The following is a 22,449-nucleotide window of genomic DNA, read 5'->3' as shown; positions in this document are numbered from 1 at the left end:
TGAACCTTTATCGGGGCTCTGAAAGTACCAATAAGAGCGAAACACTACGCTAGCGACGGCTCCGCACCCGGAATCAAGAACGCGAGACTCAACTGAGCCAGGGCTTCTTCGAGTTCGGGGCGGTCCAATAGGGGCGATTGCTCCAGAGACGCGTATCGCACGGTGCCCATAAAGGCGCGCGTCAGCACAAACAGCTGCGCTGGCGTGGGCAACAAGGCTCCTGCACGGGCGGCCAGGCGCTGCAAGTGAAACGCCAGGCGCTCGCTGGCGCCGCGCACTGCCAACAGCATGGCCGCGCGGTAATCGATTTGCCAGGAAAGGCGAGCGAGCGAGCGCTGGACTTCGGTGCCGCCAGCAAACGCTGCAAGGTAGTGCCGCACGTACTTCCGGACCAGGTCTGCCAACGGCCATTGCTCCTGCTCACCTTGCGCCAGCAAGGCATCGAGTTCCAGCATGACCTTTTCGCAATGCCGGTCGAGCATGGCCGCAAGAATGGCCTCCTTGCTCGGAAAATATTGGTACAGAGATCCGATCGACACCCCGGCAACCTCTGCAATCCGGTTGGATGTAAGGCCCGCCTCTCCCTGGGTCGCCACGATCTGCCTGACCGACTGAAAGATGGCTTCCACCGTGAAAAGCGAACGCTCTTGCCGTGGCTTGCGGCGCGGTGCAGGTGACGAAGACGGCATACAAAAGCTGAGTGCAAAGCGAGTAGGAGAAGGCGCAAGCGCTGATTATGCTGAGCCGCATGAAAACCTCCCACCCGATGATGGATCCCCGCGTGTCCCCTCCGCCCCACACCAAAAGCCCGCAAGCTTCCTGGGAACTGCGCCTGCTGCATCGAACCAGCGCCATGCTGTTGGCAGGCTTCGTACTGATGCACCTGGGCAACCATGTGGCTGGTCTGGCAGGGGTGGGTCTGCACCTGGAGGTCATGGAGGCCCTGCGCACGCTGTACCGCCAAGGCTTCGTGGAAGCCCTGTTGCTTGCCAGCGTGCTGTTTCAGATCGGCAGCGGCGCACGCCTGCTCTGGCGCGGCCGGGGCGGGCGAAGTGGCTGGGTGGCCTGGGCACAGGCGCTGTCGGGTGCCTATCTCATGTTTTTCATGCTGGTGCATGTAGGTGCCGTGCTCGGTGCACGCCTGCAGGGCGTGGACACCAACGTCTACTTTGCCGCCGCAGGGCTGCATGTTGCACCCTGGACCCTGTTCTTCGCTCCCTACTACTTTCTCGGCGTGCTCTCGTTCTGGACCCATGCGGGCTGTGGCTTGTACTGGAACGTGCCGGTCGGCCATAGGCAAGCGGTGTTGGGGGGAATGCTGGCCGTCGGTGTCGTCATGGCGGCTGCATTGGTTTGGTGGCTGGCGGCCGGGATTCCTCTGGAGCAGATCCCGGTTCGCTACCTCACGCCGTTTGTCCCGAACGTCCACGGCGCCTGAAATACAAACGGGCGTTGCCAAACGCGCACTCACATTGCCTCTGCGTGCAGGCTATCCAAAAGAATATTTTTTTATGCCCAGAGGCTGTCCCTGACATGTGGCTGATGCCTGCCTTACACCAGCTTGCGACAAGCTAATGGCAAGCTGACAACTCGCGGGTAAACCCTGTGATTTGTCGCCACCATGCGAAACGCGGGTCTTCCGGGCCGCCCCGCTTTGGTGCATTGCAGCAAAGCAACTTGCTGCAGCGTTTTTGGCGTAAGAACTTGGTCAGTGCGCCTGCTGAGAATCCGCCGCCCGCCCGAGCTTTCGGGGCCTGGGGCGCAGCAACAGCAGGAAACCACATGACCGATCCGGTAGTAGACAAAATTCAGCGCAATCCCAAATACGCGCTTCTCAAACATAAACGCAACCGGCTGGGCATCACGCTCACCATCTTGATGTTGGTCGTTTACTACGGCTACATCGCGCTGATCGCGTTTGACAAATCGTTTCTGGCGCAGCCCATTGGCGCGGGCGTGACCTCGCTGGGTATCCCGATCGGGATGGCAGTGATCATCTTCACCATTGTCATCACCGGCATCTACGTGCGGCGCGCCAACGGCGAGTTCGACGCGTTGACCAAGGACATCTTGAAGGACGCCACGAAATGAACGTCCGCAACACACCACGCGCGGCGCTCCTGGCGCTGCTTGCCTGCTTTGCCGTGGGCGCAGCCCAGGCTGCCGGTGCCGATCTGGGGCAGGCGACCAAGCAGGCCACGAACTGGACGGCCATCAGCATGTTCGGCGGTTTCGTGCTGCTCACCCTGTGGGTCACCAAGTGGGCCGCCTCCAAGACCAAGTCGGCATCCGACTTCTACACCGCAGGCGGCGGTATCACGGGCTTCCAGAACGGCCTGGCGATTGCCGGCGATTACATGTCGGCCGCCTCCTTCCTGGGCATTTCCGCCGCCGTCATGGCGTCGGGCTACGACGGCCTGATCTACTCGATCGGCTTCCTGGTGGGCTGGCCCATCATCACCTTTCTGATGGCCGAGCGCCTGCGCAACCTGGGCAAGTTCACCTTTGCCGACGTGGCGGGCTACCGCTTCCAGCAAGGGCCCATCCGCGCCTTCGCCGCTTCGGGAACACTGATCGTCGTTGCCTTCTACCTGATCGCACAGATGGTTGGCGCTGGCCAGCTCATCAAGCTGCTGTTTGGCCTGGAATACTGGATGGCTGTGGTCGTCGTCGGCGTGCTGATGATGGTCTACGTGCTGTTTGGCGGCATGACCGCCACCACCTGGGTCCAGATCATCAAGGCCTGTTTGCTGCTGGCTGGGGTGACTTTCATGGCCTACATGGTGCTGGCGCAGTTTGGCTTCAGCCCCGAAGCGCTGTTTGCCAAGGGCGTGCAAGTGCGCACGGCCATCGCGGCCAACACCGGCAAAACACCGGAAGAAGCCGCCAAGGCAGGCCTGGCCATCATGGGCCCAGGCGGTTTCATCAAGGACCCGATCTCGGCGATCTCGTTTGGTATGGCGCTGATGTTCGGCACCGCGGGCCTGCCGCACATTCTGATGCGCTTCTTCACCGTTCCCGATGCCAAGGAAGCCCGCAAATCGGTGCTGTGGGCCACGACCTGGATCGGCTACTTCTACGTGCTGATCTTCATCATCGGCTTTGGCGCCATCACCCTGGTGCTGACCAATCCGGAAATGGCCGATGTCGCCAAGGGCGTGATCCACGGCGGCGCGGGCACAGCCAACATGGCGGCGGTGCTGGTGGCCAAGTCGGTGGGCGGCAACGTCTTCTACGGCTTTATCTCGGCCGTGGCGTTTGCCACCATCCTGGCCGTGGTGGCCGGCCTGACGCTCTCGGGCGCCTCGGCCGTATCGCACGACCTCTATGCCACGCTGGTGAAGAAGGGCCAGGCCGACAGCGCCTCCGAGCTGCGTGTTTCGCGCATCACCACCGTATGCCTGGGTATCGTGGCGGTGATCCTGGGCATCGCCTTCGAGAAGCAGAACATCGCCTTCATGGTCTCGCTGGCCTTTGCGGTGGCGGCTTCTGCCAACTTCCCGGTGCTGTTCCTGTCGGTGCTGTGGAAAGACTGCACGACGCGCGGCGCGGTGATTGGCGGTTTTCTGGGACTCATTTCTTCGGTGTGCCTGACCGTCGTCTCACCGTCGGTCTGGGAAGGCACGCTGAGCCACCCGGCTGGCTCCGCCTGGTTCCCCTACACCTCGCCTGCGCTGTTCTCGATGACCATTGGCTTTGTCGGTATCTGGCTGTTCTCGATCACCGACAGGAGCTCCAATGCTGCTCGCGAGCGCGCGGCCTTTCCGGCGCAGCAGGTGCGTTCGGAAACGGGGCTGGGAGCATCAGGCGCTTCGGGACACTGAACCCGAAAATGGGCACGAGCCCAAGGGCGCGGCCCCAGAAATCCGCGCCACTTTGCCGGGCCCTGTGCCCGGTTTTTTTATGCTCCCAGGCCGCTGGGTACTTGGGCCGACGCGCCCCAGCCCGAGCCAAACCAGGCATCGCCTTCCAGCCAGGCGCGCAGCATGGGCAGGCTGTCGAGTCCCCAGAAAAGCTTGTCGTCCACGCCAAAGGCCGGAACGCCAAACACGCCGTGAGCCGCCGCCGCATCGGTGTTGCTGCGCAGCAGGGCTTTTACCGCAGGGCCCTGTGGCTCCATCTCCGGCTTGAGCTGTGGCGCCAGTGCCTCGGCCAGCGCATCAAGCCGAGCGGGGTCGAGCGCATCGTGCCCGCCCACCCACACATGGCGCAGCAGCGTGCCCGCCACGAAGCGGTTGACGCTGCCATCCGCCGAGCAGGCCAGCGCTTGGCGCAGCAAGGGCAAGGGGTTGAAGGGATGGCGCGCCGGCATCTGCAGCGGGATGCCGAGCGAGTGGCCCAGCCAGCTCACATGCCGATAGGTCCAGTCGCGCTTGGACGGAATGCCCACGGGGCCGGGATTGCCTGATTGCTGCAACAGCGCACCCAGCAGCACCGGCCGGTATTCGACGCTGTAGCTCAGGCCTTCAAGCGCTTCGGGCAGGCGCTCGAAAGCCAGCCAGGCGTAGGGAGAGATGAAGTCGAGGTAGAAGGTGATGCGTTTCATGGCTGCTCCGTCGTGTGCAAACTCTCTGGCACGGGGGCGCCTGCACGACCTAGCAGCCGCACCCAGATGGCGCGCCGCGTGGCGTCGTCGGCCACGGACCAGTGTCGGATTTCGTTGATGGTGCGAAAACACCCCTCGCACAGGCTGCCATCGGCCGACATGCGGCACACCGACACGCAAGGCGAGGGCACGACTTCGTTGGAATCATGGTCAAAATAGCCTGCAGCGCTTAGTGTGCTTGCACGAGCAGCTATTGTCTGTATAGCAGTCATGTGCACGTGGGGGCCTCGGTGACATCCGCCAGGGGCGCGCCGGTCAGGCGCTGCAAATCGTGTGGAGACAGCGCAAAGACGGCATGCGGATGACCGGCCGCCGCCCACAGCGTGTCAAAGCGCAGCAGCTCGCGGTCAATCAAGGTCACGCCCGGCAGCGCGTGGGCAATGGGCGCCACGCCGCCGATGGAAAAACCGGTGCGCGCTTTCACGAACGCGGCATCGGCACGGCCCAGCGCCCCCACCAGCGCTTCGACCTTGGTCGCGTCCACGCGCCGGTCGCCTGAGGTGATGACCAGCACCACCGCGTCGTCCGACACGCGCCGGAAAATGATGCTCTTGGCCACCTGGCCCACGGCAATACCTAGCGCATCCGCTGCTTGTTGCGCGGTGCGGCAGGCGTCGTCCAGCATGCGCGGCGCATGCAAGTGGCCGGCCTCCTGCAAGGCCGCAGCCACGCGCTGCACCCCATCCGGCAGGGGCTTGGGTTCGGCTCCACACATGCCGTTCACCCCGCCCGCTTGTTGAGCAGCGCCGTCGCCGCGCGCGAGTTCGGCTTGCGCCCCAGAAAATCGCTGATGAACACGCCCGCGTCGATCAGCCTGTCGAGGTCAATGCCGGTGTCGATGCCCATGCCTTGCAGCATGTACACCACGTCTTCCGTGGCCACGTTGCCAGTCGCGCCCTTGGCGTAAGGGCAGCCGCCCAGACCCGCCACCGAGGTCTGGAAGTTCCACACCCCCAGCTCCAGCGCCGCCAGCGTATTCGCCAACGCCTGGCCGTAGGTATCGTGAAAATGCCCCGAGACGTCGTCCAGCGCATAGTGCTGCAGCGTGGCCTCGATGGCCCACTGCACCTTGTACGGCGTGCCCACGCCAATGGTGTCGGCCACGTCCACGCGCTGCACGCCAATGCCTTTGAGCAGCCCCGCGAGATACGCCACGCGCTCGGGTGCGATCTCACCCTCGTACGGGCAGCCCACGGTGCAGCTCATGGCGCCGCGCACCGCAATGCCCGCCGCCAGAGCCGCCTCGACCACGGGCGCAAAGCGCTCGATGCTCTCGGCAATGCTGCAATTGATGTTTTTCTGGCTGAAGGCTTCGCTGGCGGAGCCGAAGACGACGATTTCGTCGGGCTTATCCAGCAGCGCCGCCTCAAAGCCTTTGAGGTTGGGCGTGAGCACCGAGTAGCGCACGCCGCTCTGGCGCTGCACGCCCTGCATCACCGCGTGGTTGTCGGCCATCTGCGGCACCCATTTTGGCGAGACGTAGCTGGTGACCTCGATCTCTTGCAGGCCGGCTGCTTGCAGGCGGTGCACCAATTCGATCTTGACCTCGGCAGGCACAGGCGATTTCTCGTTCTGCAGGCCGTCGCGCGGGCCGACATCGATGAGGCGGACTTGGGATGGAATGGTCATGGTTTGGTTTCTACTTTGAAGGATGTTGTGAGACCGTACTGGCGACGCTCCGGCCCTGAGCTGCGCACCCCTTTTGTCCGGCGGGATGCAGGCCTGGCTGGGCCGTGACAGCGTGTACTCAAGAACTGTCGATGCATCGTGCGCAGTCTGCGTCCAACATCTCGGTCGTTATTTCTTGGGAACAAGCAGTAGATCGGGAAACTGCGTTTTCAGAAACTGCTGCGTGTGGGCCAGCAGCGCCCGGGCTTGGGTCAGGCACTCGGCGACAACGCCATCGCTGACCGGGTCGCCTTCGTAGTCGTTCAGGTTGCGCTGCTTGCGCAATGCATCGAGCACGATGATGGTGTCATTGGGCAAGCCCATGGTGAGGGGCAAGGCTTGGAGTGCAGTTTGATGATGACCGGGCTGGCTGGTAGAAGTGCGGTAGCCGCGCGCCCACAGACCCAGCATGGCGCACTGCAGGATGCATTTGTAGGCCGCGTCAAACCGGTTCTCGGCGCTGAGCTGGGCAATCTGCGCATCGGCCAGGTTGCGCACCGCTGCGGCCAGCAGGCGTTGCACGCCTTCGGGCGGGGCGTTAAACGCCAGCAGGCGCTGTATGGCCAACAAGTTGGCTAAGGTCATGGTCGGCTCCCATCAAAAAGAGCTTGGGTTTGGCGAGGATCTCGGCCAAAAAGGGGTCGCGCGCTTGCACGCGGCGCTGAAACTCTGCGGCGCTGAGCACCACGGGGTTGACTTCGCGGCCCAGGTCGGCCTGCGCGGCGTGGGTTGCGCGCACCACGTCGGCAAAGCCCAAGTCGCCGACGACCAACAGATCCACGTCGCTGTGGGCGGTTTCGGTGCCGCTGGCCACGGAGCCGAAAATCAGCGCCAAGGACGGGGCCAAGGGTGCCAGTGCCTCGGTAAGCACCTGCGCGGCGCCGGTGGTTTTGCGCAGCAGCCCGGCAAGTTCGGCAAAGACCGGGCATTCCCGGTTGGCCTGATAGCGCACCTGATTACCCTGCTCCTTGCGCAGCAGCAGGCCAGCTGCCGCCAAGCGTGCCAGCTCCTTGTGCAGGGTGCCCGGCGCGGTGCCCGTTTGGCGCGCCAACTCGCGCACGTGGTAATCCGCATCTGGCCGCAGCAGCAGCAGACTGAGTACCTTCTTGCGGTAGCTTCCAAAGAGCAGGTCGGCCAGCATATGTAGCTTTATTTGCTTTTATTGTAGCTACTTCTGCTTCATTCGGGAAATGTCACGTACCCGCTGTCGCTGTCGCAAGCGCCGCAGTGCGGTATCTGTTGGCGTCAAACGGCATAGGTGCTGTTGCAGCCTTCAGTAGCCACGCACAGGGTCCACGATGCCGGCAACCGCCTCCCCACGCTCCATGGCGGCGATCTTGCCGGCGATCTGCGCAATGGTCTCGTCCCGCAGGGTGCGCGCCGAGGCGTGTGGCGTGAGCGTGATGGCCGGGTGCTTCCAGAACGGGTGCGCGGGCGGCAGCGGCTCGGTGCGGAACACATCGAGCGCAGCGCCCGCCAGGTGGCCGCTGTCCAGCAGCGCGATCAGGTCCTGATCCACCAAATGCGCACCGCGTGCCACGTTGATGACATAGCCACCCGGTCGCAGGCGGGAGAGCCGGCGCTGGTCCAGAATGTTTTCGGTCTCCGGCGTCAGAGGCAGCAGGTTCACCAGCACACGGCTGGCGGCCAGGAAATCGTCCAACCCGCTTTCGCCATGAAATGTTTGCACGCCGTCCACCGACTTGGGCGAACGGCTCCAGCCGTTGACAGGAAATTCAAACTGCGTGAGCGCCCGCGCCACGCGTTCGCCGAGTACACCCAGCCCCATCACACCGACCGGAAAATTCTGGCGCAGCTGGGGCTTCCTGTAGATCCACTCACCCCGCCGCATGGCAGCTTCGGTCTCGCCCAGCTCCCGGAAATGCCGAATGACCGCGTGGCAGACGTATTCGGCCATTTGCACCGCCATGCCGGCGTCGTCCAGGCGCACCACGCGGCAGCCGGGCGGGAGTTCTAGCTGCAGCAGCGCGTCCACACCGGCGCCGATGTTGAACAGCGCCTTGAGGGTCGGTTGCTCGTCGAGAAACTGCTGGGGCGGCGCCCAGACTACGGCGTAGTCGGCAACGGGAGCGCCGGGCTGCCAGACGCTGATATTCGCTTCCGGCAGTGCAGCCTGCAGGCCTTGCAGCCAGGGTTCGGTCTTGGTATCGGTGCAGCAAAAACTGATTTTCATGGCGACCCAGCGTACCGCAGCATCCCTCCCCCGGCTGTCACGCAGCGGTCAGCTTGAGCAGCTCAGCGCCTTCGGTAACCTGGTCCCCCGGCGCATACAGGAGTTCGGCCACCACGCCGTCAGCCGGCGCGGCAATGGTGTGCTCCATCTTCATGGCTTCCATCACGGCCAGGGCCTGGCCCTTGCTCACCGTGTCGCCAGCCTGCACAGCAAACGACACGACTTTGCCCGGCATGGGTGCGGTCAGGCGGCCGCCTTCGTCCTGGTTTTCACCAGCATGTGCCAGCAGGTCGATTTCAATGATCTCGGTCGCACCGTGCGCCGCGAATAGGTATTCGGTCTCGCCCTGTGCATAGACGCTGACGGTCTGGCGCTGACCGGCAAACTGCAAGTCGATACTCGTGGCGCCTTGTGCCCGGAACGACAATGGCCCCGCCACCTGGGCCGCGCCCTCACCCACTGCCAGATGCAGCGAGCCATCGTGCTGGTAGGTCAGCAACGCCTGCGCAGGCGTGTCATGGAAGTCAAAGGCAAAGCGGCGCTGCACCAAGCCGTGCGAGCGCCAGCCATCACGCTGGCTAAACGGATCGACACCCGATTGCGCTGTTTCGGTCAGCAGCGTTTGTGCCACCGCCGAGGCCACCGCCAGCGCCAGGCCAATGGGCTCCTGCTTGAACAGCACGGCTTCCTCGCGCGGGATCAGGGCGGTGTCCAGCTGGGCTTTGGCAAACGAATCGGTGCGGGCCACCCGGCGCAAAAACTGCACATTGGTGGCCAGGCCGACGATGTGGGTTTGCGCCAGCGCTTCATCGAGCCGCGCCAGGGCCTGTTCGCGCGTGTCGCCATGCACGATGAGCTTGGCCACCATGGAGTCGTAGAAGGGGCTGATGGCATCACCCTGCCGCACACCGGAATCGACACGCACCGCGCCTCTTTCAAAGCTCACGCACTCGGGCAGGCCGTACACATGGAGTCCGCCCGTGGCCGGCAGGAAGTTGTTGTCGGGGTTCTCGGCACAGATGCGCGCTTCGATGGCGTGGCCGGTGATCTTCAGTTGGTCTTGCATGCACGGCAGCGGCTCGCCCGAGGCCACGCGCAGTTGCCACTCCACCAGGTCCTGGCCGGTAATGGCTTCGGTCACCGGGTGCTCCACCTGCAGGCGCGTGTTCATTTCCATGAAGAAGAACTTCATCTGCTCGGGGTGCGCGTAGCCGCCGGGCTGCTCGACGATGAATTCCACCGTGCCGGCGCCCACATAGTGCACTGCGCGTGCGGCGGCAACTGCCGCCTCGCCCATGCGTGCGCGCAGCTCGGGCGTCATGCCGGGAGCGGGCGCTTCTTCCAGCACCTTCTGGTGGCGGCGCTGCACCGAGCAGTCGCGCTCGAACAGGTACACGTAGTTGCCCAGCGTGTCACCAAATACCTGAATTTCGATGTGGCGCGGGCGTTGCACGTACTTTTCAACCAGTACCGCATCCAGGCCAAAGCTGTTGACGGCCTCGCGCTGGCAACTGGCCAGAGCTGCGGCGAAGTCTTCAGATTTCTCTACCACCCGCATGCCCTTGCCGCCGCCACCCGCACTGGCCTTGATGAGCACGGGGTAGCCAATGCGGTCGGCCTCGCGCTGCAGCAGGGCAGGGTCTTGGTCGGCACCGTGGTAGCCAGGCACCAGCGGCACGCCGGCCTTTTCCATCAATTGCTTGGACTCGGCCTTGAGACCCATGGCCTTGATGGCGGATGCTGGGGGGCCAATAAAAACCAGGCCGGCCTTGGTGCAGGCCTGGGCAAACTCTTCGTTCTCTGAGAGGAAACCATAGCCAGGGTGGATCGCCTGCGCGCCCGTGGCCTTGGCCGCCTCAAGGATGCGCTCCCAGCGCAGGTAGCTGTCCTTGGGGGCGCTTGAGCCGATATGCACGGCTTCGTCGCACACCGCGACATGCTTGGCGTTCGCGTCGGCATCCGAGTACACGGCCACCGTCTTGACGCCCATGCGCCTTGCGGTTGCAGCCACTCGGCAGGCAATCTCCCCCCTATTCGCAATCAGAATTTTCTTAAACATTCGGTTTCTCCACGACTGGCTGCGCAGAGCCGCCAAAGAACAAAAACATGCGCCGCAGAACGGCGCGCAGAAACTTGAACAGCACCACCAGCAGCAGCACGGACAGCAGCACCATCACCACCAGCGCGAAGCCAAAGGCCAACGGATGCTGAGTTGCCATCCAAACCACGCCTACGACCAGGCCGTCTTCAAACAGCGAGACCAGACCGTTGGAAAACGGCTCGGGCGAGGTATTGACTGCCGCACGCGTGGTCATCTTGGTGGCCATCGAGGTGGCGGCAAGCGAGCCGCCAAGCAGCCCGGCAACGAGGCCCATGGTGGCGTTGTCGGCGCCAAACACGCCAGCGGCCAGCAGCGCGCCACCCGGTACGCGGATCACGGTGTGCACAGCATCCCAGGCACTGTCGACCCAGGGCACTTTGTCGGCAAAAAATTCCACCAGCATCAGGCTGCCGGCCACGGCCAGCACCAATGGGTTCTCCAGCAGATGCAGCCCCGCCGGCAGCGCCAGCAATCCGGTGGAGCCCATCAGACCGACGAGAAAGACCACGGCGTACAAGCGAAAACCGCTGGCCCACCCCAGCGCTGCGGCCAGCGCCAGCAGGCTGGGCATGTCGAGCTTCTGCGTGGCCTGCGCCATGCCGCCCGCGACCTCGCGCGCGGTGCCGGCGTCCACATGCAGGCCGACCGTGTGCAGCCATTGAACGATGTGCAGCCAGAGGGCGTCCATGGGAGGGCCTTGTACCTCAAGCCGCCAGCCAGGACGGCTTGCGCTTCTGCAAAAAGGCTTGGACGCCCTCACGGCCCTCATCACTCGCGCGAATGTCGGCAATGCCATCCACCGTGGCGGCGATGAGCTGCGCATTGATGTCGCGCTCGGCCACGTCGATCACCAGGCGCTTGCAGGCGCGCACCGCGTTCGGGCTGGCGCTGGTGAGGGCCTTGAGGAGTTCTGCGACCTTGGCGTCGAGCGCGTCGGCACCGACGACTTCATGCACGAAGCCGATCCGGTGGGCCTCGGCCGCGTCAAAACGCTCTGCGGTCAGAAAGTAGCGGTGCGCAGCCCGCGCACCCATGGCGCGGATCACGTAGGGGCTGATGGTGGCGGGGATCAGGCCGAGCTTGACCTCGCTCAGGCAAAACCCCGCCGTGTCGACGGCAACCGCCATGTCGCACGCAGCCACCAGGCCCATGCCGCCCGCATACACATCGCCCTGCACGCGGGCGATGGTCGGCTTGGGGCATTCGTAGATCACGCGCAGCATTTCAGCCAGCTTGGCGGCATCCGCCAGGTTTTCCTCGCGCATGTAGTCGGCCATGCGCCGCATCCAGTTCAGGTTGGCGCCGGCGCAAAAGGCTGTGCCTTCGGCGGCCAGTACCACGGCGCGCACCTCCGCACGTCCACCTGCCTCGGTAAAGGCGGCGGTAATGTCGGCAATGACTTCGTCGCTGAAGGCATTGCGCACCTCGGGCTGGGTGAGGGTGATGCGGGCAACCGCGCCCTCGTAGGTGATTTGCAGGTGGCTCATGGTGCGGTGACCTCGGTTTGCAGGAAATAAACCAGATCAAGTTCAGGGCAGAGCTGGCCCAGCGCCGTCAGCGCTGCCGTGATCTGGCCCCGGTGGTGCGTGCCATGGTTGAACACATGCGCCAACGTGGCAGCAAAAGGCAACGATGCCGGCATACCGCGCATGGTGGTGTAGTTCAGCGTGCCGTCAAAGCGCTCGGCAGGCCAACTGGCAATCAACGGCGTCCAGCGGGCCGCGCCGGCTTGCAGGCGCTCGGCCAGCGCCACACGGTCCTGCTCCAACTCGGCGTCGAGCGCCAGTTTGGGCGACACACCTTCGTCAAAGCGGCGGAACCACAGCAGGTGCTCCCCGACCAGCAGATGGTTGAGCGTGCCGTGAATGCTTTTGAAAAACAGCCCCAGATCGCGCCGGTAGTCGGCCTCGGCTACCGCAGCGACGGCATCCAGCAGGCGCGCCGTGGCCCACTGGTTGTAGCGCGCGAGTTGGGTGAAGTGGGTCACAGGGTTCACCGACAAGCCTCCGCATAACTGCGTTGCTTGAAAGCGACCGCAGACCAGCGGCAGCCGCAGAACCGGCTTTGCCGGGCTGGTAGCTGCGCCCCCTTGAGGGGACTGATGGGTGCGGCTCCAAGCCTGCCCGCGCAGGCCTGGACACCCTGAAGTTGCACTGACTCAGGCAGTGCTGCGGCCTGCAAGGCACGTGAAGCGGCGCAGAGGTGCTTCATGTTCACATGCGGAAAAGGCCAAACTTCGTGTCTTCAATCGGCGCATTGCGCGACGCGGCCAGCCCCAGCGCCAGCACGCGGCGCGTGTCGGCGGGGTCGATGACGCCGTCGTCCCAGAGGCGCGCGGTGGCGTAGTAGGGGTGGCCTTGCTCTTCGTACTGGCGGCGGATGGGGGCTTTGAAGGCTTCTTCTTCCTCCATGCTCCAGGCTTCCTCACCCGTTTTGCCGCTCTTGCGCTCGATGCCGTCGCGTTTGACCGTGGCCAGCACGCCAGCGGCCTGGTCGCCGCCCATCACGCTGATGCGCGCGTTGGGCCACATCCACAGGAATCGCGGTGAAAAGCCGCGCCCACACATGCCGTAGTTGCCGGCACCGAAGCTGCCGCCAATGATGACGGTGAATTTGGGCACCGCAGCGGTCGAAACGGCAGTGACCATCTTGGCGCCGTTGCGCGCAATGCCTTCGTTCTCGTACTTGCGCCCCACCATGAAGCCAGTGATGTTCTGCAGGAAGATGAGCGGCACCTTGCGCTGGCAGCACAGCTCGATGAAGTGCGTGGCCTTGAGCGCCGACTCGGAAAACAGAATGCCGTTGTTGGCGATGATGCCCACCTGCATGCCCTCGATGCGGGCAAAGCCCGTCACCAGCGTGGTGCCGTAGCGCGCCTTGAACTCGTCGAATTCGCTGCCATCGACGATGCGGGCAATGATTTCGCGCACGTCGAAGGGTTTGCGCGTGTCCACAGGAATCACGCCGTACAGTTCGTCTGCTGCAAATTTAGGAGCTACTGGCGCGCTGTCCGTAAGCGCTGGAGCCTTGTTTTTATTCAAATTCTTGACCGCCATGCGCGCCAGCTTGAGCGCGTGCAGGTCGTTTTGCGCCAGGTGGTCGGCCACGCCCGAGAGGCGCGTGTGCACGTCGCCACCGCCCAGGTCTTCGGCGCTCACCACCTCGCCCGTGGCGGCCTTCACCAGCGGCGGGCCGCCCAGGAAGATGGTGCCCTGGTTTTTGACGATGATGGATTCGTCGCTCATGGCCGGCATGTAGGCGCCACCGGCCGTGCAACTGCCCATGACCACGGCGATTTGCGCAATGCCCTGCGCGCTCATGGTGGCCTGGTTGAAGAAGATGCGGCCGAAGTGGTCGCGATCCGGGAACACGTCGTCCTGGTTCGGCAGGTTGGCACCACCGGAATCCACGAGGTAGATGCAGGGCAGGTGGTTTTGCTCGGCGATTTCCTGCGCGCGCAAGTGCTTTTTGACGGTGAGGGGGTAGTAGGTGCCGCCCTTCACCGTGGCGTCGTTGCACACCACCATGCAGTCGATGCCGCTGACGCGCCCGATGCCGGCGATCAGGCCCGCGCCGGGAGCGTCGTTGCCATACATGTTGAGTGCGGCAAGCGGGGCGATTTCAAGAAACGGCGTGCCGGGGTCAAGCAGCATCTGCACACGCTCGCGCGGCAGCAGCTTGCCGCGCGCCAGGTGCTTGGCGCGGGCCGCTTCGCCGCCGCCTTCAAAAACCTTGTTGACCTGGGCGACCAGGTCGTCCACCAGCGCGCGCATGGCGGCGGCATTGGCCTGGAAGTCGGCCGAGCGGGCGTTGAGTTGGGTATGCAATTGGGGCATGGCAGTCTGGTTCTGTGGATGGGGCGTGGCGGTGCGTTCAGGCGGTTTTGGCTTCGGTCAGGCCGAGTGCTTCGATCGTGGCTTCGCGCATGCGAAATTTCTGGATCTTGCCGGTCACGGTCATGGGGAACTCGCTGACGAAACGGATGTAGCGCGGCACCTTGTAGTGCGCAATCTGGCCCTTGCAGAAGGCACGGATGTCGTCTTCGGTCGGCACTGTGCCGGGCTTGGCGATGATCCAGGCGCACAGCTCTTCGCCGTAGCGCGCGTCGGGCACACCCACCACCTGCACATCCTGCACCATCGGCATGCGGTACAGAAATTCTTCAATCTCGCGCGGGTAGATGTTCTCGCCACCGCGAATCACCATGTCCTTGATGCGGCCGACGATGTTGACGTAGCCCTCGGCGTCCATGGTGGCCAGATCCCCGGTGTGCATCCAGCCGTCGGCGTCGATGGCTTCGCGCGTCTTTTCCAGGTCGCCCCAGTAGCCGTGCATCACCGAATAGCCGCGCGTGCAGAACTCGCCGCGTTCGCCCACGGGCACGACGGCGCCGGTCTCGGGGTCGATGATTTTGATTTCCAGGTGCGGCTGCACCCGGCCCACCGTGGAGACGCGTTTTTCCAGTGGCGTGTCTGCGCTGCTCTGACAGCTCACCGGGCTGGTTTCGGTCATGCCGTAGGCAATGGTGATCTCGGACAGGTGCATGTCCCGCACCACGCGCTTCATCACCTCGGTCGGACAGGGCGAGCCGGCCATGATGCCGGTGCGCAGCGTCGAGAGGTCGAACTCGCCAAAGCGCGGATGGTCGAGCTCGGCGATGAACATGGTGGGAACGCCATGCAGGCCGGTGCATTTTTCGTCCTGCACCGCCTGCAGGACGGAAAGCGGCTCGAAGCCGTCGTTCGGATAGACGATGGTGGACCCATGGGTAAAGCAGGCCAGGTTCCCCAGCACCATGCCGAAGCAGTGGTACAGCGGCACCGGAATGCAGAGACGGTCGGCGGGCGTCAGCCGCATGCATTCGCCGATGAACAGGCCGTTGTTCAGGATGTTGCGGTGCGTCAGCGTGGCACCCTTGGGGAAACCAGTGGTGCCGCTGGTGAACTGGATGTTGATCGGGTCGGTGGCCTTGAGCGTGCGCGCCACCTGCGCCACGCGCGGGTCACCAGCATCGCCACGTGCCAAAAAATCGGAAAAACGCAGCAGGCCGGGCTCCTCCACGCCGGCGCCAGGTTCCTTGCCCGGCGCATCTATCCACACCACGGTAGAGAGATGCGGCAGGCGCTGTGCCACCAGCTCGCCCGGCTGGCCGTGCGCCCATTCCGGTGCCAATTCGCGCAGCATGCCCAGGTAGTCGCTCGTCTTGAAGCGCGCCATGGTCACCAGCAGGCGGCAGCCCACCTTGTTGAGCGCGTATTCCACCTCGGCCGTGCGGTAGGCCGGATTGATGTTGACCAGCACCAGCCCGACCTCGGCCGTGGCCAGCTGCATCAGCACCCATTCCGCGTTGTTGTGCGACCAGATGCCGACGCGGTCGCCCGGAACCAGCCCCTGGCGCAGCAGCGCACTGGCAAGCTGGCGTGCCTCAGCCTGCAGGCCGGCATAGGTATAGCGCCGGCCCTGGTGGCAGCTGACCAGCGCCTCGTGGTCGGGCTGGCGCTGCACCATGGTATCGAAGAAAGCGCCAATGGTCTGCTCGATCAGCGGCGGCTCGGTGGCGCCGGTGGTTTGGCTTTGAGTCAGCGGGGAAGCGTGCTGAGGCTGCATCTGCGGTGTCTCCTTGTGCGGGTCTGCGCGGTCCACGAACCGTACAGGATAAAAGCGACGGTGCCATCCTGCTTGCCACAATGGTTGCAAATCGTGCCACGAGCGCGGCACACTTGCACTGTGACCAAGCCAAGTTCCTCTTCCATGGGCCCTGCGCCCGCGACTGTGCGTGCCGAAACCCCGGCGGCCTTCGTCCGCGCCATCGCACACGCCTACGCGCTGCGCGGCCTGGATCCGGCACAGGCCCTGGCCCAGGCGCAGATTGCGCCCGCCCTGCTGGCACGCCCGGACGGGCGCATCACCGCCCTGCAGATGGAGCGTGTCTCCGACGCTGCGATGCGCGAACTGGACGACGAAGCCCTGGGCTGGTTCAGCCGCGCCCTGCCCTGGGGAAGCTATGGGCTCCTGGCACGCGCCTCCATCACCGCGCCGCATCTGGGACTGGCCATGGCGCGCTGGTGCCGCCACCATGGCCTGCTGACGCAGGATGTGCGCCTGGAATTGGCAGTGCAGGGCGATGTGGCCCGCCTCGCCCTGCACGAGGCACGCGACTTGGGCGTGCTGCGCGAGTTCTGCCATGTCTCGCTGCTGCGCAACGCCCTGGGCGTGGCCTGCTGGCTGGTGGATTCGCGCATTCCGCTGCTGGACGCCGCCTTCGCCTTTGACGCCCCGCCCCATGCCGACGCCTTCGCCGTGCTCTTCAGCGCCCCGGCGCGCTTCGGGGCGCCGCGCACCTGCATCTGCTTCGACGCCCGCTACCTCGCACTGCCCCTGCGCCGCGACGAGGCCGCGCTGCAGACCATGCTGGAGCGCGCCCTGCCCCTCACGGTGCTGCAGTACCGCCGCGACCGGCTGCTGCTGGCGCGCGTGCGCCAGATACTGCGCAGCGACCCGCAAGCCGCCCACAGCGCGGAGGATCTGGCGACCCGGCTGAACCTGTCCACCCGCACCCTGCACCGGCAGCTGAAGGACGAAGGCGCTTCGCTCCAAGCTCTCAAGGACACGGTGCGCCGCGACCTGGCCACCGACCTGCTGCAACGCAGCCAGCGCCCGATCAAACAGGTGGCGCTGGCGGCGGGGTTTCAGAACGAGAAGAGTTTTATGCGGGCGTTCAAGGGGTGGACGGGGATGACGCCGGGCGAGTGGAGGGAAAGGCAGCCCTGACCCGCTGACACGGGGTCTCCGGGATACGCCCGCAAAGCGGATGCACAGGGCGGCGCGTTTTCAACGTTGCCCATTCGCCGCTCCTTGCGGCGGCGGAAGCGACTGCATCAGCGCCTGGTAGCCGGGTGAGTGGCGCAGCACGTTGCCGCCGGCCTCAATCAGGCTGCTGACTTCGCCCGCCGAAATTGAGAACGCGGTCGGTATCTGCAGAAGGCGCCGCCGTGTGGTTTCGTCGGGCGCATCGCGCAGGTTTACCGCGATCACATAGATTTGCGCGTCGGGCGCAAAGGCGTCGTTGCTTCCGGGCGCCCGAGCAGACAAGGTTTTGCGCCACTGGTCAATGGTGTCGCGAAGAAATTCCTGGGTCTCACGGGAGGCTCGGGCGCCGGTGCCAAAGAGCAGCGTATCCACCACCTGCGCCATGTTGGGCACGGTGTCGTCCTGATCAATGTCCACCGAAGGATCGCGCTCGGAGTTCACGGTGATCAACACCAGCTTCTTGATGCTGCCCGGCGGCACCTGCACTTCGGTAAAGGCGCCACGCAGACCGCCACCCAGCGTGCGGTCCAGCAGGCGCTGCACGCCGAGGTTGTCTGCCAGGCCCCCATCGACCAAATGGATATAGGGCTTGCGCTGAGCATTGAGATAGCTGCGTTCGTGTGCGCGGTACAGGCGCGCTCGCGCCGTGCCGCCCTGCCCCGAGGCAGGCAGGGCCAGAGCATTCTGGCGGTCGTCGCAACTCCCCGCATAGTTCTTGAGTGTCATAGGGCTGAGCAGCAGCGGCACGGCGGACGACGCGGCCACGGCAAACGACAGCGGCACGCTGGAGAGGTCCGAGCAGATCAGCGCAAACTGGTCCCAGGTGAACTCAAAACCCGCGCCCTGAGACATATCCGTGGCGGTGATGAACAGCTGCGGGTGGCGCGGCCGGCGCTCCACATCGCCAAAGTTCATGCGGCCATAGAGTTGATCGAGCCGGCGCGCCAGCAAATGCGAGCGCCCCAGCCAGGGCGAACTCAGGTCGATGAGGTTGCTCGGGTGCAGGGCCTGCGCAATCAGGCTGTTCTGAAAGTTCTTGCGCAAAAAATCCGGCTCGAAGCGCGGCAAACCCTCGATTCCGTAGGCTGCGAAATACGCTGCCACGATGCTTCCGCCTGACACCCCGCTGACCACATCGGTGGCTTCAAGCAAGGTGTTGTCGCGGCCGTTCCAGTGAAACCGCGCCTGTTGCATGGCGCTAAGCACGCCAAACCTAAACGCCGCCGCGCGCGCCCCACCGCCTGAGAGCGTGACGGCCACCAACATGCTTGGATCGCGCGCCGCAATCATTTGCAGTACCGCCTTGCGCTCTGCGACAGGGGGCTCTTCAGCCAGCAGCGGCTGGTTGATCCAGGGCCGCACCGACGAGCAGGCTGCGAGCAGGACCGCCACAGCAAGCACGGCACTGCGGGTGAAGGCGGCGGCAACGCGCTGCTGCAGAGCCGGTCGAATGAGATTCTGGAGCCCTTGCTTGAGGCATTGCGGCGGCAAATGGGGTGGCATCAAACGTCTCCTCTGCGCGCAAGAACGCCCACAGCACGGACCTGAGTCTGCCAGCAGTCGGCCCACGACCTGGCATTTCGACACAAACCTTCTGCTCCGCAACGCGCTGCTTCGGGCTGAATTTTTTCACAACGCGACCCAACAACCCTCAAACCACAGCAACAGGTAGCGACATAAAGTCACGAATCGACGCAGCCCATGCACCAGCGCAAACCCTCGACGAAGGGAGACCGGCAGGGCGGCGCGTGCAGGTGTGACAACCACCACCGGAGCACACAAAAGAAGAGAGATGGAGAGACAAGACCGTTCCCTTTCCTGCGCCCTGCGCACCGAATTTCTGCGCCGCGTCCGGCCTTCCAGCCGGGCATGGCGCTAAGCACGGCTGCGCACTGTTCCCTGGCATGCCAAAGGGTGGACACACACCCTGCAAGCCGAATTTGCCTGTTCACTACCAACGGAGACTTTAAAAATGCGTTCTTCCCTCAAGACTCTGGCGCTGGCCGCGTCACTGACCTGCCTTGCCACTGCCGCAACCGCCCAGGAGACCGTGCGCTGGGGCATTCCCATGTCCTTCGGGTCCAACCTGACTGCGCTGGGTGACACCATGCCCTGGGTTTCAGAACAACTGAAAAAGGTTTCGGGCGGCACGGTGAACCTGCAGGTGTTCGAGCCCGGCAAACTGGTACCGGCATTGGCCATTTTCGACAGCGTGTCCACGGGCAAGGTCGAGGCAGGTTATAGCTGGATGGGTTATGAAATTGGCAAGGTGCCCGTCTCTGCCTTGTTTGGTGCCGTGCCCTTTGGCATGGAGTCGCCGCAGTTCGCCGCCTGGATGTACTTCGGCGGCGGCGACGCGCTCCTGAAGGAAGCGTACAAGCCCTACAACGTCTACCCCATCTTCTGCGGCTCGATCAGCCCCGAGGCTGCGGGCTGGTTCCGCAAGGAAATCAACACGCCCGAGGACATCAAGGGCCTGAAGTTCCGTGCGGCCGGCTTGGGTGGCAAGATTTACCAGAAACTGGGCGCCTCGGTGACCATGCTGCCAGGCGGCGAGCTGTTCCAGGCCCTTGAGAAGGGCGTGCTCGACGGCACCGAGTTCTCGCTGCCCACGGTGGACGAGCAGCTGGGCTTCTTCAAAGTGGCCAAGAACTACTACATGCCTGGCTGGCACCAGCCATCGACCAACCAGTTCCTGTATGTCAACACGGCTGCTTGGGCCAAGCTCAAGCCACAGACGCAGGCCCAGATCGAAACCACTTGCACTGCCGGCGTGACCATGGCCATCGCCAAGGCCGAAGCCCTGCAGGGTGCCGTGTTGGCCAAGTTCGAGAAGGAAGGCGTCAAGGCGCGCCAGTTCAACAAGACCATGCTGGACGCATTTTCCAAGGCCTCCAAGGAAGTCCTGGCCGAAGAGGCTGGCAAGGACCCCATGTTCAAGAAGGTGCTCGACAGCATGAATGGTTTCCAGAAGCAGAACGCACAGTGGCACAACCTGGGCTACCTGCCGCGCGACTACCCGCATTGATCGACTTGTAGGCAACTTGAAGCACTGCGCCGGCCTTGCCGGGTGCCCCGGCACCCGGCAAGGCCCAATCAATTGGAAGTCACCATGAACTCAAAAAACATGCCCGCCGATGGTCCCGTGGCAGGGCCGTCGGGGATTGTCCTGCCGATCACCGCCTTTTCCCGTGCCGTAGACCGCCTGATTGGCTGGTTCGGTGAATTCGCCTCGCTGCTCTGGACCGTCCTGGTGATGGTCATCGTCTTCCAGGTGGTGCTGCGCTACGTTTTCGGACTGGGTTCCATCATGCTGGAAGAAGTCCAGTGGCATCTGTACGCCGTAGGTTTCCTGCTCGGGCTGGCCTTTACCGAGGTGCACGAACGCAACGTTCGCATCGATGTGCTGGCCGAGGGCTGGTCCCAGCGCACGCGGCTGTGGATTGAGCTGCTTGGCATCGTGTTCTTTCTGCTGAGCTTTTCGCTGCTGGTGGTCTGGTTCTCCGTGCCCTTCGTCGCCACTTCGTGGGAGATGGGCGAGGTCTCTGCCGCGCCGGGTGGCCTGCCTTGGCGCTGGGCGCTGAAGTCATTTCTTGTGACGGCCTTCCTTCTGCTTGCGTTGGCTGGCTTGGGGCGCCTGACGCGCGTCTGGGCAGCCTTGCGCGCCCGCTGATACCACCGCCCCTCTACCGGAAAAGCACATGCCTTTCTACGAAATTCTCTTTCTGGCGCTGATGGTGACATTCATCACATCGCTGTTCCTGGGCTACCCCGTGGCCTGGCTGCTGGCCGGCGTATCGCTTGTATTCACCGCCATTGCGATCACGCTGACCACCCAGTTCGGCGTCGACACCTTTTTGCTCACGAGCTGGGTCAAGTTCTCCGGAATCATCGACCGCTTTGACGCCATCATGTCCAACTGGGTGCTGGTGTCTCTGCCCATGTTCGTCTACATGGGATTGATGCTGGATCGATCGGGCGTGGCCGACACCATGATGCGCAACTTCGTCAAGGTATTTGGCGGATTGCGCGGCGGCCTGGGCCTCACGGTGATCGTCATTGGCATTCTGCTGGCAGCGTCCACCGGCATCGTTGGGGCCTCAGTGGTGCTGCTGGCCATGCTGTCCATGCCCATCATGCTGCAGCACCACTATTCCAAGGCGCTGGCCAGCGGCATCGTGGCGGCCTCGGGAACGCTGGGCATCCTGATCCCGCCGTCCATCATGCTGGTGCTGATGGCCGACCAGGTCTCTGTCTCGGTGGGCGATTTGTTCATGGGCGCACTGGTGCCCGGCCTGCTGCTGGGCGTGTTGTACATGGCGTTTGTCGTCATCGTCGGTTTCGTGCGCCCCGACATCTTGCCGCCGCGCCCGGCCGGCGATGAAAAGCTCACGGCGCGCCAAATTGGCATTGCCTTCCTTTCCACCTTGCCCACTTTCGGCCTGATTCTGGTGGTGCTGGGCTCCATCTTCTTTGGTATTGCCACTCCCACCGAGGCCTCGGGCCTGGGCGCGTTTGGCGCCATGCTGCTGGCAGCAGCCAACCGCAAGCTCAATTGGCAGGTGATCCGCGAAGTGGGCATTGCCACCACCACCACCACCTGTTTCATCTTTGCCATTTTCATCGGCGCCACCGTGTTTGCCTACGTGCTGCGCATGATCGGCGGCGACGAGCTGATCACCGAGTTCTTCAAAGGCACGGGCCTGGGCCCCACGGGCATGGTGATGCTGGTGCTGGCGGTGGTGTTTGTGGCGGGCTTCTTTCTCGACTGGTTCGAGATCGTGCTCATCGTGCTGCCCCTGCTGGCCCCGGTCATCAAGCACAGCGGCATCGAGATGACCTGGTTCCTGATCCTGGTGGCGCTGATGCTGCAGACATCTTTCCTCACACCGCCGGTCGGGTTCTCGCTGTTCTACCTGAAGGGCGTGGTACCCAAGGGCGTGACCATCCGCGATATTTATCTGGGCGTCATCCCCTTCGTGCTGATGCAAATGGCCATGGTCGGCCTGTGCCTGCTGTTTCCGCAAATCATCCTCTGGCTGCCAGGAAGAATGTACGGCGCCGGTTGAA

Annotated in this window: 22 protein-coding genes; 7 read left to right on the top strand and 15 right to left on the bottom strand. The window is 64.0% G+C overall.

Annotated features, from left to right (window positions below):
• Positions 1-44: 44 nt before the first annotated feature.
• Positions 45-689: a TetR/AcrR family transcriptional regulator gene (locus C6571_RS10440; RefSeq protein ID WP_106446622.1), complete on the bottom strand. Its 645-nt coding sequence runs from the start codon at positions 687-689 to the stop codon at positions 45-47.
• A 59-nt stretch (positions 690-748) separates the two neighbouring features.
• Between C6571_RS10440 and C6571_RS10435 the strand changes: the two genes are divergently transcribed.
• From C6571_RS10435 to C6571_RS10425, 3 genes are all read left to right on the top strand, one after another.
• On the top strand, positions 749-1,438 hold the full coding sequence (locus C6571_RS10435; protein WP_146139326.1) for a hypothetical protein: 690 nt from the start codon (positions 749-751) through the stop codon (positions 1,436-1,438).
• Positions 1,439-1,782: 344 nt separating this feature from the next.
• Positions 1,783-2,091, top strand: coding sequence for a DUF485 domain-containing protein (locus C6571_RS10430; protein WP_106446620.1), 309 nt, complete (start codon positions 1,783-1,785; stop codon positions 2,089-2,091).
• Positions 2,088-3,824, top strand: a complete 1,737-nt coding sequence (locus C6571_RS10425; protein WP_106446619.1) for a cation acetate symporter — start codon at positions 2,088-2,090, stop codon at positions 3,822-3,824. The genes C6571_RS10430 and C6571_RS10425 overlap by 4 nt, the downstream gene beginning before the upstream one ends.
• A gap of 77 nt (positions 3,825-3,901) precedes the next feature.
• Here the strand turns inward: C6571_RS10425 and C6571_RS10420 are convergent, their stop codons facing one another.
• From C6571_RS10420 to C6571_RS10360, 13 genes are all read right to left on the bottom strand, one after another.
• On the bottom strand, positions 3,902-4,546 hold the full coding sequence (locus tag C6571_RS10420; RefSeq protein WP_106446618.1) for a 2-hydroxychromene-2-carboxylate isomerase: 645 nt from the start codon (positions 4,544-4,546) through the stop codon (positions 3,902-3,904).
• Positions 4,543-4,818 (bottom strand): DUF1289 domain-containing protein, encoded by a 276-nt coding sequence (locus C6571_RS10415; RefSeq protein WP_106446617.1) that lies wholly within the window; start codon positions 4,816-4,818, stop codon positions 4,543-4,545. Before C6571_RS10415 ends, C6571_RS10420 begins: the two co-directional genes overlap by 4 nt.
• Entirely contained in the window at positions 4,815-5,321 is a 507-nt protein-coding gene (locus C6571_RS10410) for a YbaK/EbsC family protein (protein ID WP_106446616.1), read from the bottom strand. Before C6571_RS10410 ends, C6571_RS10415 begins: the two co-directional genes overlap by 4 nt.
• A 5-nt stretch (positions 5,322-5,326) precedes the next feature.
• A complete protein-coding gene (locus tag C6571_RS10405; protein ID WP_106446615.1) occupies positions 5,327-6,235 on the bottom strand; it encodes a hydroxymethylglutaryl-CoA lyase in 909 nt (302 codons plus the stop codon).
• Between the two features lie 168 nt (positions 6,236-6,403).
• Positions 6,404-6,859 carry a DNA-binding protein gene (locus C6571_RS10400; RefSeq protein WP_106446614.1) on the bottom strand — a complete coding sequence of 152 codons (456 nt, stop codon included), beginning with the start codon at positions 6,857-6,859 and terminating at the stop codon, positions 6,404-6,406.
• On the bottom strand, positions 6,813-7,415 hold the full coding sequence (locus tag C6571_RS10395; RefSeq protein WP_106446613.1) for a nucleotidyltransferase domain-containing protein: 603 nt from the start codon (positions 7,413-7,415) through the stop codon (positions 6,813-6,815). The genes C6571_RS10400 and C6571_RS10395 overlap by 47 nt, the downstream gene beginning before the upstream one ends.
• Positions 7,416-7,547: 132 nt before the next feature.
• Complete coding sequence (locus tag C6571_RS10390; RefSeq protein ID WP_106446612.1) at positions 7,548-8,468, bottom strand: 2-hydroxyacid dehydrogenase; 921 nt, start codon at positions 8,466-8,468, stop codon at positions 7,548-7,550.
• 37 nt (positions 8,469-8,505) lie between these two features.
• The gene (locus C6571_RS10385; RefSeq protein ID WP_106446611.1) at positions 8,506-10,527 is read right to left on the bottom strand and encodes an acetyl-CoA carboxylase biotin carboxylase subunit; all 2,022 of its coding nucleotides are present in this window, start codon (positions 10,525-10,527) and stop codon (positions 8,506-8,508) included.
• Positions 10,520-11,257, bottom strand: coding sequence for a DUF4126 domain-containing protein (locus C6571_RS10380; protein ID WP_106446610.1), 738 nt, complete (start codon positions 11,255-11,257; stop codon positions 10,520-10,522). The genes C6571_RS10385 and C6571_RS10380 overlap by 8 nt, the downstream gene beginning before the upstream one ends.
• A gap of 16 nt (positions 11,258-11,273) precedes the next feature.
• A complete protein-coding gene (locus C6571_RS10375) occupies positions 11,274-12,056 on the bottom strand; it encodes an enoyl-CoA hydratase/isomerase family protein (protein WP_106446609.1) in 783 nt (260 codons plus the stop codon).
• Positions 12,053-12,565: a DinB family protein gene (locus C6571_RS10370; RefSeq protein ID WP_106448175.1), complete on the bottom strand. Its 513-nt coding sequence runs from the start codon at positions 12,563-12,565 to the stop codon at positions 12,053-12,055. The genes C6571_RS10375 and C6571_RS10370 overlap by 4 nt, the downstream gene beginning before the upstream one ends.
• Before the next feature lie 217 nt (positions 12,566-12,782).
• Positions 12,783-14,405 carry a carboxyl transferase domain-containing protein gene (locus C6571_RS10365; RefSeq protein WP_106446608.1) on the bottom strand — a complete coding sequence of 541 codons (1,623 nt, stop codon included), beginning with the start codon at positions 14,403-14,405 and terminating at the stop codon, positions 12,783-12,785.
• A 37-nt stretch (positions 14,406-14,442) separates the two neighbouring features.
• On the bottom strand, positions 14,443-16,176 hold the full coding sequence (locus tag C6571_RS10360) for an AMP-binding protein (RefSeq protein WP_106448174.1): 1,734 nt from the start codon (positions 16,174-16,176) through the stop codon (positions 14,443-14,445).
• Positions 16,177-16,320: 144 nt separating this feature from the next.
• Between C6571_RS10360 and C6571_RS10355 the strand changes: the two genes are divergently transcribed.
• Positions 16,321-17,340, top strand: coding sequence for an AraC family transcriptional regulator (locus tag C6571_RS10355; protein WP_106446607.1), 1,020 nt, complete (start codon positions 16,321-16,323; stop codon positions 17,338-17,340).
• Between the two features lie 60 nt (positions 17,341-17,400).
• On the opposite strand, the gene C6571_RS10350 is transcribed toward C6571_RS10355, so the two are convergent.
• Positions 17,401-18,882, bottom strand: coding sequence for a patatin-like phospholipase family protein (locus C6571_RS10350; RefSeq protein ID WP_211300619.1), 1,482 nt, complete (start codon positions 18,880-18,882; stop codon positions 17,401-17,403).
• A 469-nt stretch (positions 18,883-19,351) separates the two neighbouring features.
• On the opposite strand from C6571_RS10350, the gene C6571_RS10345 reads away from it, so the two are divergent.
• From C6571_RS10345 to C6571_RS10335, 3 genes are all read left to right on the top strand, one after another.
• Entirely contained in the window at positions 19,352-20,407 is a 1,056-nt protein-coding gene (locus tag C6571_RS10345; RefSeq protein ID WP_106446606.1) for a TRAP transporter substrate-binding protein, read from the top strand.
• 84 nt (positions 20,408-20,491) lie between these two features.
• The gene (locus tag C6571_RS10340) at positions 20,492-21,052 is read left to right on the top strand and encodes a TRAP transporter small permease subunit (protein WP_106446605.1); all 561 of its coding nucleotides are present in this window, start codon (positions 20,492-20,494) and stop codon (positions 21,050-21,052) included.
• 28 nt (positions 21,053-21,080) lie between these two features.
• The gene (locus tag C6571_RS10335) at positions 21,081-22,448 is read left to right on the top strand and encodes a TRAP transporter large permease (protein ID WP_106446604.1); all 1,368 of its coding nucleotides are present in this window, start codon (positions 21,081-21,083) and stop codon (positions 22,446-22,448) included.
• Position 22,449 lies beyond the last annotated feature (1 nt).

The organism is Simplicispira suum, from assembly GCF_003008595.1.
GTDB classification, from domain to species: Bacteria; Pseudomonadota; Gammaproteobacteria; order Burkholderiales; family Burkholderiaceae_C; genus Simplicispira; species Simplicispira suum.
The sequence above is the reverse complement of the archived record's forward strand: the minus strand, read 5'-3'. Positions and strand labels throughout refer to the sequence as shown.